General features: G+C 57.4%; 15 protein-coding genes, 1 tRNA gene and 1 riboswitch. Of the genes, 9 read left to right on the top strand and 7 right to left on the bottom strand.

Features of this window, described 5'->3' with window-relative positions; translation table 11 throughout:
* Positions 1–18: 18 nt before the first annotated feature.
* Positions 19–489, bottom strand: coding sequence for a tetratricopeptide repeat protein (locus ACR0AW_RS17895; protein ID WP_170595133.1), 471 nt, complete (start codon positions 487–489; stop codon positions 19–21).
* Positions 490–504: 15 nt separating this feature from the next.
* On the opposite strand from ACR0AW_RS17895, the gene ACR0AW_RS17890 reads away from it, so the two are divergent.
* A complete protein-coding gene (locus ACR0AW_RS17890) occupies positions 505–1,773 on the top strand; it encodes a cytochrome c peroxidase (protein ID WP_170733833.1) in 1,269 nt (422 codons plus the stop codon).
* 293 nt (positions 1,774–2,066) lie between these two features.
* Here ACR0AW_RS17890 and ACR0AW_RS17885 read toward each other — a convergent pair.
* Positions 2,067–2,142: transfer RNA gene (locus ACR0AW_RS17885), tRNA-Lys, on the bottom strand.
* Positions 2,143–2,351: 209 nt separating this feature from the next.
* Here ACR0AW_RS17885 and dapF point away from each other — a divergent pair.
* Together dapF and mtaB are read left to right on the top strand one after the other, a co-directional pair.
* Complete coding sequence (gene dapF, locus ACR0AW_RS17880) at positions 2,352–3,194, top strand: diaminopimelate epimerase (RefSeq protein ID WP_170733831.1); 843 nt, start codon at positions 2,352–2,354, stop codon at positions 3,192–3,194.
* Positions 3,191–4,447: a tRNA (N(6)-L-threonylcarbamoyladenosine(37)-C(2))-methylthiotransferase MtaB gene (gene mtaB, locus ACR0AW_RS17875; RefSeq protein WP_170664139.1), complete on the top strand. Its 1,257-nt coding sequence runs from the start codon at positions 3,191–3,193 to the stop codon at positions 4,445–4,447. Before dapF ends, mtaB begins: the two co-directional genes overlap by 4 nt.
* A gap of 142 nt (positions 4,448–4,589) precedes the next feature.
* Here mtaB and ACR0AW_RS17870 read toward each other — a convergent pair whose 3' ends face one another.
* The 3 genes from ACR0AW_RS17870 to petA are packed head-to-tail and all read right to left on the bottom strand — an operon-like array spanning position 4,590 to position 7,323.
* Entirely contained in the window at positions 4,590–5,375 is a 786-nt protein-coding gene (locus tag ACR0AW_RS17870; protein WP_170398299.1) for a cytochrome c1, read from the bottom strand.
* Positions 5,376–5,392: 17 nt separating this feature from the next.
* Positions 5,393–6,724, bottom strand: coding sequence for a cytochrome b (petB, locus tag ACR0AW_RS17865; RefSeq protein ID WP_170398296.1), 1,332 nt, complete (start codon positions 6,722–6,724; stop codon positions 5,393–5,395).
* Positions 6,725–6,738: 14 nt separating this feature from the next.
* Positions 6,739–7,323, bottom strand: coding sequence for a ubiquinol-cytochrome c reductase iron-sulfur subunit (petA, locus tag ACR0AW_RS17860; RefSeq protein ID WP_170398293.1), 585 nt, complete (start codon positions 7,321–7,323; stop codon positions 6,739–6,741).
* Between the two features lie 485 nt (positions 7,324–7,808).
* On the opposite strand from petA, the gene ACR0AW_RS17855 reads away from it, so the two are divergent.
* A complete protein-coding gene (locus ACR0AW_RS17855) occupies positions 7,809–8,255 on the top strand; it encodes a cytochrome c family protein (protein WP_170513659.1) in 447 nt (148 codons plus the stop codon).
* Positions 8,256–8,277: 22 nt separating this feature from the next.
* Here ACR0AW_RS17855 and ACR0AW_RS17850 read toward each other — a convergent pair whose 3' ends face one another.
* Positions 8,278–8,892 (bottom strand): FMN-binding negative transcriptional regulator, encoded by a 615-nt coding sequence (locus ACR0AW_RS17850; RefSeq protein ID WP_170398286.1) that lies wholly within the window; start codon positions 8,890–8,892, stop codon positions 8,278–8,280.
* Between the two features lie 55 nt (positions 8,893–8,947).
* Positions 8,948–9,094, top strand: a riboswitch (FMN riboswitch).
* A gap of 72 nt (positions 9,095–9,166) precedes the next feature.
* Between ACR0AW_RS17850 and ACR0AW_RS17845 the strand changes: the two genes are divergently transcribed.
* The 5 genes from ACR0AW_RS17845 to cobO all read left to right on the top strand — a co-directional run bounded on the left by ACR0AW_RS17845 (position 9,167) and on the right by cobO (position 13,113).
* Entirely contained in the window at positions 9,167–9,607 is a 441-nt protein-coding gene (locus ACR0AW_RS17845; RefSeq protein WP_170733830.1) for a 6,7-dimethyl-8-ribityllumazine synthase, read from the top strand.
* Between the two features lie 111 nt (positions 9,608–9,718).
* The gene (aroC, locus tag ACR0AW_RS17840) at positions 9,719–10,819 is read left to right on the top strand and encodes a chorismate synthase (protein ID WP_170733829.1); all 1,101 of its coding nucleotides are present in this window, start codon (positions 9,719–9,721) and stop codon (positions 10,817–10,819) included.
* Positions 10,782–11,465, top strand: a complete 684-nt coding sequence (locus ACR0AW_RS17835) for an HD domain-containing protein (protein ID WP_480444275.1) — start codon at positions 10,782–10,784, stop codon at positions 11,463–11,465. Before aroC ends, ACR0AW_RS17835 begins: the two co-directional genes overlap by 38 nt.
* A gap of 54 nt (positions 11,466–11,519) precedes the next feature.
* Positions 11,520–12,455, top strand: a complete 936-nt coding sequence (locus tag ACR0AW_RS17830) for a DMT family transporter (protein ID WP_170398226.1) — start codon at positions 11,520–11,522, stop codon at positions 12,453–12,455.
* A gap of 58 nt (positions 12,456–12,513) precedes the next feature.
* Complete coding sequence (gene cobO / locus ACR0AW_RS17825) at positions 12,514–13,113, top strand: cob(I)yrinic acid a,c-diamide adenosyltransferase (RefSeq protein WP_170733828.1); 600 nt, start codon at positions 12,514–12,516, stop codon at positions 13,111–13,113.
* On the opposite strand, the gene ACR0AW_RS17820 is transcribed toward cobO, so the two are convergent.
* Entirely contained in the window at positions 13,110–13,319 is a 210-nt protein-coding gene (locus tag ACR0AW_RS17820) for a hypothetical protein (protein ID WP_170398221.1), read from the bottom strand. The genes cobO and ACR0AW_RS17820 overlap by 4 nt on opposite strands.
* Positions 13,320–13,384 lie beyond the last annotated feature (65 nt).

Below are 13,384 nucleotides of genomic sequence, written 5' to 3'. Positions count from 1 at the left end.
GGCCCTGGGGTCCGGCCCTCACCGAAACGGGTACATCCACCCTTTGTAGTCGTTGACCAGAACATGCGCCTTCTCGATCTGCTCCGGCGACATTTTTTTGACCACTTCTTCAAGGCTGATCGCCGCATCGGGGTCGCCGCCAATGGCGCTGAGCGTGTACCACATGTACGCTCGAACCAGATCAGGCGCGGGCATGCCCAGACCCAACTCGTAGTACCAACCGATACCAGATTGCGCCCCGGGATGACCTTTCATCGAGGCGCGCAAGTACCATTCAAACGCGCGTTCATAGTCCTGTTCGACTCCAAGTCCCAACCCGTACATCACACCGATCAATTCCTCGGCTTCGGCATTGCCGGACCGCGCTGCCGGCAGCAATTCCTCACGCGCGGCTTCAAACTCTCCGGCCTCCATCAGATCGCGTGCTTTTTCCAGTTCAGCCAGCGCTGGGGTCGCGAGAAGGCACAGGGCAAATACAAACTGGCGCATGGGGTTGCTTTCCTTTTGGCAGGGGCTGCGGCAGCTCAGGATCTGCCGCGCCCGCTGACGGATGACGATTTCATCCCCTTTGATATGGAACAGGCCGCTATCGGTCATCAACTGTTTTACGATCCCATATTATCGGGAAACCGGAACATAAGCTGCGCCCATTGCCATCACCCGGATTTCGGCACCTCGGACGGGTTGTCGCTGGGCATTGGCGAGGGCGGGCAGGGGCTTGGCCCAGATCGCACGCCGGGCACCGGAGCGGACAAAATCCGCAAGCGTATTCCCCGCAATTCGCCGGGGCTTTGGAACCTTGGGGCAAAGGACCTTCACACGGTCTTCCATGACGGTCGCCTAAGTATCTCTGACGTCTACGGTAACGGCTTCAATTCGCCCGCGCAGGAATGGCTGCCGGAGGGGTTGAATTCACTGCTGGCCGCGCAGGCACTTTTCCCGCTGACCTCGCAATTCGAGATGGCCGGAAATGTGGCCGAAAATCAAGTCACCGGCGCGGTGCATGACCGCATCGACAAGGGCTGGCCGATCCTCGCCAAACGCGTGCGCACTGATCCGCGCTATGGGCCTGCCATGGTCAAGGCATTCGATGACATCGACACGACCGAGGACATCACGATCACCCAAGTAGCCAACGCGCTGGCGGCATTCATGGCGCTGGAATGGCGCAGCATGGACAGCCCGTTCGATCAATATCTGGCCGGAAATAACACCGCCCTGACGCCTCGGCAAAAGGACGGCATGACCCTGTTTTATGGTGAGGCAGGTTGCGCAAGCTGCCACTCGGGCCCGTTGCTATCGGATCAAAAATTCCACGCGCTGAGCCTGCCGCCATTTGGACCGGGCAAGACCCGCCAATGGGACCCCTATGCCCGCGACGTGGGTCATATGGGTGAAAGCAACCGTCTTGAGGACGCCTATCGTTTCCGCACACCGATGCTGCGCAATGTGACAGAGACGGCGCCCTATGGTCACAACGGTGCCTTTCCCGATCTGGAAGGCATTATTCGCCACCACTTGAACCCATCTCAGAGCCTCGCTGCCTGGACCCCTGATTTGGCCGGGCTGCCCAACGTGCCGTGGCTTGAGAATGTTGATTTCATCGTCTGGCAGGACCGGTTTGAGATGGAGCGTCATCGCCAGAAAATTGACATCGAACCGCTGGAACTGACCGATGCCCAGGTCGCAGATCTGGTGGCTTTCATGGGTGCATTGACCGGGACCACACTGGATGCGCCACTGTTCGGTGTGCCAGATGGGTTTGAGCCCTAGAGCCAAGTCTCATAGCGTGAAAACAACTAATGCGCCAAGTGCGATTGTTGCGAGAAAGAATACCAGGCTTCGGTCATATCGGTTCTCTACGCGTCGCCAATCCTTCAGGCTGCCGAATATGAACTCGATCCGATTACGGCGTTTGTAGCGACGCTTATCGTACACCACCGGTCTCTTTCTCTGTTGCCAATCTGGAATACACGCGCGTAAACGCGGTAACTGCCGTCCGACTCTGACATTCGGACGGACGGTTTGCCACCAAGGAGGTAAGCATCTATTTTCTTTGAAAAAAGTGGTGAGCCGTGCAGGATTCGAACCTGCGACCCACTGATTAAAAGTCAGTTGCTCTACCAACTGAGCTAACGGCCCACTCTTTTTAGGATCTCTTCGATCCGCAGCACTCTGTAAGGTAAATACCCGACCGGGTTCAAGACCTTATTTCGTACTTCAGTTCGCCGTCATTCGTATGAGTTCGGCGCCCCGATAGGCGGCCTAATTAGGCAGGTGGAACTGGGGGGTCAACCCCTTTTTTCAGGAATCTACGCGACAGGGTGGATTCATGTCCGGACCGGCGTTATATGCCCGCCATGCAACAGATACTCGACACCGGTTTGGCCTTTATGAAGATGCACGGGTTGGGCAACGACTTTGTCGTTGTCGATGCGCGCGCGCATGCCGTGCCGGTCACCCCGGCCCTTGCCAGGGGAATCGGGCACCGGCAGTTCGGCGTGGGATTCGATCAGTTGGCGGTGATCGAACGCGGCGAAGCGGATGCGCATCTGGTGTTCTACAATGTCGACGGGTCGACTTCGGCTGCGTGTGGCAACGCCACGCGCTGTATCGCTCGGTTTCTGATGGACGAGACGGGCAAATCCGAACTCACGCTCACAACTGAACGCGGCACACTGCAGGCCCGCGACGCTGGCGATGGACTGACGTCGGTGAATATGGGGCACCCCCAACTTCTTTGGAACGAGATTCCCCTGGCGGAAGAGATGGACACGCTGGAACTGCCGATAGAAGGTGGCCCAACGGCGACTGGCATGGGCAACCCGCACTGCACTTTCTTTGTCGACAACGCCGAGGCCATTCCGATGGAAGAGTTCGGCGCGCGTTACGAATACCATCCACTCTATCCCGAACGCACCAATGTTCAGGTCGCACAGATAGTCGCACCCGACCACATCCGCATGCGGGTATGGGAGCGAGGAGTGGGGATCACTCTGGCCTCGGGGTCATCATCTTGCGCCACGGCTGTTGCTGCCTCACGTCGAGGCCTCACTGGGCGTAAGGTGCAAGTGGATCTGGACGGCGGCACAATCTGGATCGACTGGCGCGAGGATGGGGTCTGGATGACGGGGCCCACAGCCCATGTGTTTTCGGGCACGCTGACGCCAGAATACCTGAGGTCACTGGAATGAACCCACCCAAGTTCAGCACTTTGGGCTGCCGCCTGAACGCCTATGAAACCGAGGCAATGAAAGAGCTGTCGCAGCAGGCGGGGCTAACGGATGCTGTGATCGTGAACACTTGCGCGGTTACGGCCGAGGCCGTCCGCAAGGCGCGGCAGGAGATTCGCAAGCTGCGCCGCGAAAACCCCTCGGCACGTCTGATCGTCACCGGGTGCGCGGCGCAAACCGAGCCGCAGACCTTTGCTGCTATGGACGAAGTAGACGCGGTCATCGGCAACACCGAAAAGATGCAACCGGATACCTGGAAAGGCATGGCCGCCGATTTCATCGGTCAGACCGAGGCGATTCAGGTTGACGACATCATGTCTGTCACGGAAACCGCCGGGCATCTGATTGATGGCTTCGGAACCCGCTCACGCGCCTATGTACAGGTTCAGAATGGCTGCGATCATCGCTGCACCTTCTGTATTATCCCTTACGGCCGGGGCAATTCTCGCAGCGTCCCTGCGGGCGTTGTGGTGGATCAGATCAAACGATTGGTCGATAGGGGCTACAACGAAGTTGTTCTGACCGGGGTCGATCTGACCTCATGGGGCGCGGATCTGCCCGCTCAGCCGAAACTGGGCGATCTCGTGATGCGCATCCTTAAACTGGTGCCCGATCTGTCTCGCCTGCGCATCAGCTCAATCGACTCGATCGAAGTCGACGAGAACCTGATGCATGCCATCGCGACCGAGCCGCGCCTGATGCCCCATTTACATCTGTCCTTGCAGCATGGCGACGATCTGATCCTGAAGCGCATGAAACGCCGCCACCTGCGCGAAGATGCGATTCGTTTCACTGAAGACGCCATCAAACTACGACCCGACATGACTTTTGGCGCGGACATCATCGCTGGCTTCCCGACCGAGTCCGAGACTCATTTCGAGAATTCCCTCAAGCTCGTCACCGAGTGCAACCTGACCTGGCTGCATGTATTCCCCTATTCCAAACGCGAAGGCACTCCGGCAGCCCGCATACCGCAACAGATCAACGGCAATGTCATCAAACAACGCGCCGCGCGCCTACGCGCCGCCGGCGATGCACAAGTCATCAAGCATCTGACGGCACAGATCGGCAAAACCCACAATATCCTGATGGAAAATCCCACAATGGGCCGCACCGAACAATTCACCGAAGTAACCTTCGGCAACGCCCAACCCGAAGGCGAGATCGTAATCGCGACGATCCGGGGGCACAGCAAAGCTCAATTACAAGTGTGATCCGTTCTTCATCTGGCCCAAAATACCTCGGGGATGAATTGGCCGCAGGCCAAGAAGGGGCTGGCCCCTTCCACACCATCGCAACAAAAAAACCCCCGTCACCGTGATGGCGCGGGGGTTTAGTTTTAGTTATACGTCGACCTTAGTCCAGACGTTTGCCCTTTATCGGTGCCCACAGGCGCTTGTTCACAAGGTACAGCAGAACAGACAGAACTGTCAGGAACAGAACACCGACGAAACCGGCATTTTTGCGCTCCATCATTTTCGGCTCGGCGCTCCACATCAAGAAGGCTGCTATGTCTTCGGACATTGCCTCAACGGTTGCAGGATGTCCGTCGGCAAATTCAACCTGATCTTCTGCCAGCGGCGGAGCCATGGAAATCCAACCACCGGGGAAGGCCTTGTTCTCATAGAGAACAGTACCGGCTTCTTCCTTTTCTTCACCGGTATAACCATCCAGAAGCGAGGCAATATATTCCGCGCCCCCCATGCCTTTGACCAGCTGGTTGATGCCCAGACCGTAAGGACCATGGAAACCGGCACGGGCCTTCGCCATCAGGCTCAGGTCAGGCGCGCCGACACCGTTGTTGGCCGGGAAGTGGTCGGTCGGGATTGCCGGGCGGAAATCGTCCAGCTCGGGATCGAACACCTCGAAGTTGTCGGCCGCGTAGGTGATGACTTGCTCTTCCGAATACCCCAAATCTTCAAGGGTCCGAAGAGGTACATATTGCAGACCATGGCAGGCTGCGCAGACCTCGGTATAGATCTGTAGGCCGCGCTGAAGCTGGTTCTGATCCCAGGTTCCAAACGGTCCCTCGAACGAGAAGTCGAAATCTTCGATGTGCTGCTCACCGCCACCTGCCGCAAAAGTCGAGGCGGGCGCAAGGGCCAAAGCGAACGCGGCACCGATTGCAAGTTTCTTGAACATGTTTCCGGTCCCTCTTCTTACTCGGCCGGCGTGGCGTCGGCGTTTGCCTTGCCATAATGCGCGTTGAAGTCTTCTTCGATGGTTTCCGGCTGCGCCTCGGGTTTTTCGATGACACCCAGGATCGGCAGGATCACGAAGAAATAGGCGAACCAGTAAGCCGAAGCGATCAGCGAGAAGGTCGCATAGGGCTCTTCCGCGGGCATCGCACCCAGCCACATCAAAGCAAAGAAGTCGATGATCAAAAGGTAGAACCACCATTTGAACATCGGACGATACTTGCCCGAACGCACGGTCGAGGTGTCCAGCCAAGGGGCTAGGGCCATGGCCAGGATCGCACCAAACATCGCAATCACACCAAAGAACTTGGCGTCGATGATGCCGCCGGTGATGAAGCTGGCGAACTGAACGACCCAGACTTCGCCAGTGAACGCACGCAGGATCGCGTAGAATGGCAGGAAGTACCATTCAGGGACGATGTGCGCAGGTGTAACCAGCGGGTTGGCTTCGATGTAGTTATCCGGGTGACCCAAGTAGTTCGGCATGTAGCCCACGATGGCCCAGAACACGACCAGAATGACCGCCAGCGCGAACAGGTCCTTGATCACGAAATAGGGCCAGAACGGCAGCGTGTCTTTCTCTGCCTCGGCTTTCGAGCCACGGCGAACCTCAACACCTGTCGGGTTGTTGTTGCCTGTGGTGTGGAAGGCCCAGATATGCACGATCACAAGCGCCGCGATAACAAACGGCAGAAGGTAGTGCAGCGAGAAAAAGCGGTTCAGAGTGGCGTTGTCCACCGCAGGTCCGCCCAGCAACCAGGTCTGGATCGCATCACCAACAAACGGGATCGCACCAAACAGGCCGGTGATCACGGTCGCACCCCAGAAGGACATCTGACCCCAGGGCAGAACGTAGCCCATGAACGCAGTGCCCATCATCATCAGGTAAATGAGCATCCCGATGATCCACGTAATCTCACGCGGGGCTTTGTACGAGCCGTAGAACAGGCCGCGGAAGATGTGGATGTAGACTGCTACAAAGAACAGCGATGCGCCGTTCATGTGCAGATAGCGCAGCATATAGCCGCCGTTCACGTTGCGCATGATGTGTTCGATGCTGGCAAAGGCCAGATCAACATGCGGGGTGTAGTGCATCACCAGAACGATACCGGTGACGATCTGCAACGCCAGGCAGAACGCTAGGACGATGCCCCAGATCCACCACCAGTTCAGGTTCTTGGGGGTTGGGATCATCAGGGTGTCATAAAGCAGGCCGACGATGGGCAGACGGCTGTTCAGCCACTTCTCGCCATTTGTCTTCGGCTCGTAATGATCGTGGGGAATTCCGGACATAAGTTAGGTCTCCCTTAGCCGAGCTTGATGGTAGTGGCGTCCACCCATTCAACGGGCGGAATGGGCAGGTTTTCAGGCGCGGGGCCTTTGCGGATACGACCGGCAAGATCGTAGTGCGAGCCGTGGCAGGGGCAGAACCAACCGCCAAAATCGCCAGCATCGCCAAGCGGCACACAACCCAAGTGTGTACAAACACCCATCTGAACGATCCACGCCCCTTCTCCTTCGCCTTCGGGCGAAGGCATGACGCGATTGGCGTCGGTCGCTGGTGCGTCGGCGTTCAAATTGAAGTTGCGAGCCAGCGGGTCAGGCAGCGCGTCGACACCTTCAGCGTCCTGCTCCTGAGCTTCCTGAATCTCGGCACCTGTGCGGTGACGGATGAAAACAGGTTTACCCAACCACTTTGCAGTCAGCTGCGTGCCCGGCTCTACCCCGCTTACATCCACACGGATCGAGGACAGCGCCTGGACGTCTGCCGATGGGTTCATTTGATTTACCAGGGGCCAAACGGCAGCCCCGGTGGCAACGACACCTGCGCCGCCAGCGACGTAGTAGAGGAAATCTCTGCGGGTGCCTTCGTGGTCTTCAGCTTGGGACACGAGGTTATCTCCGATTATCTGGCGCCCGCGAACGGGCATAAAGCTCGCGCACCGCACAAGTGCGGCGTCTTAAACGGGGTATCTATCGGGGAGAATAGAGTTCGTCCAGCGCTCTTAAACGCGCAATACGCCGCATCTAAGCATTCATGTCACGGTGAAAGGGCAAAATTTCAATCTCAAATGCAGATTTTAACCCTCAGAGCGGCGAATTGGCGCCAGGCAGGCGGGACGTGATTCGGCATCGACCCGCGCTGGTAGATCCCCAAATTGAAATCTCCTCACCCTATGCGAACGCCGCCGATTTCACGCGCAGCTCTACCTTAGGAACACTGTATTACTTCTATTTTAGCGCGATACGACTTCTCTTAAATTATTAATATAAAATAGATATTTCAAACACGTGATTATCTACCAGAATTCGATTGCACTCTAAACGGGAATGCGTGAAAGGCCACAGGCGCAATATTCCCAGCCGGAGATGTTCAATGCTCAAGATAGCAGCAACCGTAGTTTTTGTTTCGCTTCTGACTTCAGTACAGGCGATCGCAGCCGGCGATCCGGCGAAAGGCGAACAGCTCTATAACAGATGCTCTTCGTGCCATGCGATTATCAAAAATGGCGAGGTTCTGGTCAAAGGCGGCATCACCGGGCCGAATCTCTTTGGCGTAGTTGGCCGCACCGCCGGAACTGAGAACGATTATCTTTATGGAAGTGAACGTTTGCCCATCGGGATGTTCACCGACGACATGATCCGCGCCGGGCAAGAAGGGCTTGTGTGGACTGAAGAAAACATCGCCGCCTATTCTCGGGATCCGATCGGGTTCATCAAGGAATATCTGGATGATGACACCGCCCGCCCGAACATGAGCGTCAAGCTGAAAAAAGGCGCAGATGACATCGCTGCTTATCTCGCCACATTCAGCGCTCAATGAATGGAAGGCGAGAACGCGTGCCTCAGGCCTTGCGCATCAACGAGGCCAAGCGCGCCACCTCGCTGCCAAGTCCTGCTGAGTGCACGTGATCAGCCGCGCGATGTCGCGCCTCATCGGGTTTGTTCTGATTCAGCTTCCAAGTGCCGTCGATATCCGAGATCATGAGTCGGCAGGGAACGATCATGCGCATCATTCTATCCAGCGCGTCTGGTGTCATCTTGGACGCCAACCATGGCGGCTTTGGCAGCAGGCGATTTTCAAAGTCTGCCGCCTGCCGGTCGAGCAGATTTCGCAGGTCGTCCGTTGGCCGCATCTCAAGCACACCAGTTAGATGCACCGCTACATAGTTCCAGGTCGGCACCTGATCATCGACTTCGTACCAGTCAGGCGAGATATACCCATCCGGCCCCAACACAGCGATCTTCGCAGGTTGCGGCTGTTTCAGCGCCCTAACAATCGGATTTGACCGGACCAGATGCAGGTCAGCCGATGAAGCATCCTCGTTCAGAAGAAAGGGAACGTGGCTTAACAACGGTACATCCGATGTCGACACCGCCAGAACACCAAAGGCGCGGTCACGCGCAAACTCGATGTGACGCTCGCGCGTCTCGGCGCGAAAGGTGGGATTGGGATGCATATTCGTCCTCCTGCCAATTTCTCTTGCAGAAGCGATATCTCCTTGGCAAGGTCCCACTCGTTCTCAGGGCGGGGCGAAATTCCCCACCGGCGGTATGCGGGCATGACCCGTAAGCCCGCGAGCGGCCCCGGTCTCCGGGGTGTCAGCAGATCTGGTGAGAAGCCAGAGCCGACGGTTACAGTCCGGATGAAAGAGAACGTGCAGCACGCCGGTAATGCGGTGTGCCTGCTCGTGATCGCCTTGGGTGACGTGTCTGTTACGAAAGGAGATCATGATGACACACACCCGCTATGCTTTTGTCAAAGCCAACTGGCATTCAGATATCGTGGATCGCGCGCTGGATGGGTTTCTCGAACTAATTCCGGCCGATCAGGTTGATGTATTCGACGTTCCGGGCGCTTTCGAGATGCCCCTGCTGGCCCGTGACCTGGCGCAAACGGGGCGCTACGCCGCCGTAGCCTGCGCTGCCTTTGTAGTGGATGGCGGCATCTACCGGCATGACTTCGTCGCACAAGCGGTTGTCGATGGCTTGATGCGGGCCGGGCTCGATTCAGGTGTTCCGGTCCTGTCGGTTTCGCTGACACCGCATCAGTATCAGGAAACGGATCACCACAACGCCATCTATCGCGCGCATTTCATCGAAAAAGGGCGCGAGGCAGCTCATGCAGCGCTCAAGATCAACGCAACCCGCGCCATGGTGGCTCAAGCCGCCTGATTTATTCCAATCGCGCCGCCCACAGGGCGGCGCTTGCTTCTCTGCAAATGCAAATCCGCTTGAGGACCAAGGCACTCCCCGCTAATCACGTCGCTCAAAGGAGCATGCCCCATGTCGATGAACAGTTTTGGCCACCTCTTCCGCGTTACCACCTGGGGTGAAAGCCACGGGCCCGCCTTGGGGGCCACGGTCGACGGCTGCCCCCCGGGCGTTGAGATTAATGAAGCGATGATCCAGCACTGGCTGGATAAGCGCAAACCGGGTCAGAACAAATTCACCACCCAACGGCGTGAGCCCGATCAGGTGAAGATCCTGTCTGGCGTATTCGAAGGCCAGACAACCGGTACACCTGTGCAGCTGATAATCGAGAACACCGATCAACGCTCAAAAGACTACGGCGACATCATGGACAAGTTCCGTCCGGGACACGCCGACATCACATATTGGCAGAAATACGGGATCCGCGACTATCGCGGCGGCGGGCGCAGCTCCGCACGGGAAACGGCATCACGTGTAGCCGCAGGTGGACTGGCGCGCGAGGCGATCAAGCAGATTGCTCCGAATGTTCAGATCACTGGTTACATGACGCAGATCGGTCCGCACAAAATCAGTCGTGCCAATTTCGACTGGTCGCAGATCGAACAGAATCCATTCTGGACGCCCGACGCCAAAGCAGCCGAAGATTGGGCCGCTTATCTGGACGGCCTGCGCAAATCCGGCAACTCGGTCGGCGCAGTGGTCGAGGTCGTCGCGCGCGGCGTTCCGGCGGGGCTCGGCGCGCCGGTTTATGCCAAGTTAGACACTGATCTGGCTGCAGCCATGATGTCGATAAACGCCGTTAAAGGGGTCGAAATCGGTGAAGGCATGGCCGCCGCCGAACTGACCGGCGAGGCCAATGCTGACGAGATATTCATGGGACAGGACGGCCCTCAATACAGCTCGAACCACGCAGGCGGTATTCTGGGCGGCATTTCGACCGGCCAGGATGTTGTGGTGCGCTTTGCGGTCAAGCCGACCTCGTCCATTCTGACCACCCGCAAGACCATCACCAAATCCGGCGAAGAGACCGAGATCATTACCAAAGGCCGCCACGACCCCTGCGTCGGCATCCGCGCCGTTCCGGTAGGTGAGGCAATGATGGCTTGCGTGATCCTTGATCACCTGCTCCTGCACCGTGGTCAAATCGGCAAGAACCGTGGACGGATTGGCTGATCTGCGCGCTTCGCTGCGCGCGGTCGTCAGGCAACGGATGCAGACGGATCCGGCGCATGATCTGGCGCACCTGGATCGGGTTTGGGTGAATGCGCAGGCGATTGCGGATGATCAAGCCAACCCGCGTGTCTTGCTGGCGGCGTGTTATCTGCATGATCTGATCAACCTGTCAAAAGATGATCCGGATCGGCATCTGGCCTCGATGCGATCCGCCGCTGAATCAGAGCCTATTCTTGAAGAATTCGGCTATTCCACCACTGAAATTGGAGCCGTGCAGCACGCGATTGCCGCCCATAGCTTTTCGGCTAACATCCCGCCCGAAACACTCGAAGCGCGAATACTACGGGATGCCGATCGTCTGGATGCGTTGGGTGCTATCGGTATCGCCCGCAACTTTTCAGTATCGGGCGCCCTGGGACGCACCCTTTATGACCCGTCAGATCCGTTTGCCGAAAACCGTTTGCCGAATGACCTGATTTTTTCAATCGATCACTGGCAAATAAAACTGCTGCGCTTACCCAATGATATGCTGACCGAAAAAGGCAGGGCTATCGCGCAGGACCGAGCCGCGCGGATGATGAGGTTTCTAAAGGACCTGTCAGAGGAAATCGGAGCTCCGCTTCCACTAGACTGGTCCAATCTCTGATACGTCAACTTTGGCCAGTTGATCTTTCCGCCTCAAAGGCGCAGGTTCGCGACCATGGCGAAATCCTTAACATCACATCGTCCGGCATTGGCCGTGGCGCTCAAGCTCAGTGCGCTCGTGCTGTTCACGACGATGTCTGCATTGGTCAAGGCTTTGTCAGATGATTTCCCGCCGGGAGAGATGGTGTTTTTCCGCTCGCTTTTCGCGATTCCGGTTATCATCGCCTGGCTTGTCTGGCGAGGAGAGCTGGTGCACGGCTTTGTCGTCAAGAAGCCGATGGGCCATTTCTGGCGCGGGGTTCTGGGAACCTCGGCCATGGGGCTGACCTTTACTGGTCTTAGCCTGTTGCCGCTGCCCGAGGTAACCGCCATCGGATATGCAACCCCGATCTTCACGCTGATTCTGGCTGCAATCATGTTGGGCGAGCGGATACGAATGATTCGTATCGGGGCCGTCGCGCTTGGCCTTGTCGGCGTTCTGATCATGATCTGGCCCCGGCTGGGTTCAGGCACTGCCGAAACCGCCGCAACAATAGGTGCGCTTTGCGTGCTGGCTGCAACCGTTGCCCGTGCCTTTGTGCAGATACATATTCGACAACTGGTACAGGTGGATCATCCCGCCGCAATCGTGTTCTATTTCTCTCTCACAGCGACCTTGCTTTCGGGTCTCACAGTGTTTTGGGGCTGGGTTATCCCGACATGGGAGCAAGCCGCATTGCTGGTGACAATCGGCCTGATCGGCGGAGTGGCGCAGATTCTGGTGACCTCGTCCTACAAGTTTGGACAAGCGTCAATGCTGGCACCTTATGACTACACCACAATGCTGTTCGCCATTGTCATTGGTTATTTCTGGTTCGATGAGTTGCCAACCCTGGTGATGCTGGGCGGCGCGGCGTTGGTGATTGCAGGCAACGTCGTGGTGATCCTGCGTGAACGACAACTTGGCCTTGATCGGACCAAAGCGCGATCAGCAACGGATCCCAAAGCCTGACTTTACCTTTCGCAATCTTTCCCTAGGTTGGGTCGCGATATACCTATGAGGTTTCCCGATGAGCGACGCACAGAACCACAAAGAAAAGATGCAAGAGGTGCAAGTCAAGCACCGCAAGAAAGTCTCGGAAGCGGTCGATCCCGGCCGGGGACTGGTGCTGATCAATACAGGTAAGGGCAAGGGAAAATCCTCGGCTGCGTTTGGCGTGGTGATCCGGGCATTGGGCTGGGGCCAGAAAGTGGCTGTGGTTCAGTTCATCAAGGGCAAGTGGAAAACCGGTGAGCGCAGGTTCTTTGAGGGACGCGATCTGGTCACCTGGCACACGATGGGCGAAGGGTTTACCTGGGATACGCAGGACCGCGAGCGCGACATCGCGGCAGCGACTTCGGCCTTCAACAAGGCCTGTGATCTGATGAAAAGCGGCGACTACGATCTGGTTGTCCTCGACGAGATCAATATCGCCCTGCGCTACGAATACCTTTCAGTAGACACTGTTATTGAAGGGCTTCAGACCCGATCAGACAAAACCAGCGTGTTCCTGACTGGCCGGGATGCCCCGCAAGCCCTCAGGGACTATGCGGATCTGGTAACCGAGATGACCGAAGAAAAACACCCGTTCCAAGCCGGCATCAAAGCCCAACGTGGTGTGGATTTCTAGGCCCGCGCACCACCCTCATTCAGCGCGCGCATCGAATCGCGCCTGACTGCGTACATCGTTGCGGCTGAGCGTTCTTCGAGCGCCCGGCAGCGCTCGGCGTTGCAGGTCTTGTGATCGAGATAGGCCGCGACTTCTGAGGTTAGCGCGTCGCAATCACACGATGCACAGCAGGGATCGGCCATCAGTTCTTCAAATCGATCACGCAATCGCGGGCTCCTTTGGTCGTTCCCGGGGCGATGGCGGGCTTTCACATCTGCTTTTGCTGAGCCCA

The organism is Ruegeria sp. C5 (genome assembly GCF_056537605.1).
Note: the sequence above shows the minus strand (reverse complement) of the source record. Positions and strands in the feature narration are given on the sequence as shown.

Coding starts and splice junctions, on each gene's coding strand:
- cobO (WP_170733828.1), top strand. CDS start 12,514: ATGAGCGACGCACAGAACCACAAAGAAAAGATGCAAGAGGTGCAAGTC.
- ACR0AW_RS17855 (WP_170513659.1), top strand. CDS start 7,809: ATGCTCAAGATAGCAGCAACCGTAGTTTTTGTTTCGCTTCTGACTTCA.
- ACR0AW_RS17895 (WP_170595133.1), bottom strand. CDS start 489: ATGCGCCAGTTTGTATTTGCCCTGTGCCTTCTCGCGACCCCAGCGCTG.
- ACR0AW_RS17845 (WP_170733830.1), top strand. CDS start 9,167: ATGACACACACCCGCTATGCTTTTGTCAAAGCCAACTGGCATTCAGAT.
- mtaB (WP_170664139.1), top strand. CDS start 3,191: ATGAACCCACCCAAGTTCAGCACTTTGGGCTGCCGCCTGAACGCCTAT.
- ACR0AW_RS17870 (WP_170398299.1), bottom strand. CDS start 5,375: ATGTTCAAGAAACTTGCAATCGGTGCCGCGTTCGCTTTGGCCCTTGCG.
- aroC (WP_170733829.1), top strand. CDS start 9,719: ATGTCGATGAACAGTTTTGGCCACCTCTTCCGCGTTACCACCTGGGGT.
- dapF (WP_170733831.1), top strand. CDS start 2,352: ATGCCCGCCATGCAACAGATACTCGACACCGGTTTGGCCTTTATGAAG.
- ACR0AW_RS17830 (WP_170398226.1), top strand. CDS start 11,520: ATGGCGAAATCCTTAACATCACATCGTCCGGCATTGGCCGTGGCGCTC.
- ACR0AW_RS17850 (WP_170398286.1), bottom strand. CDS start 8,892: ATGCATCCCAATCCCACCTTTCGCGCCGAGACGCGCGAGCGTCACATC.
- petB (WP_170398296.1), bottom strand. CDS start 6,724: ATGTCCGGAATTCCCCACGATCATTACGAGCCGAAGACAAATGGCGAG.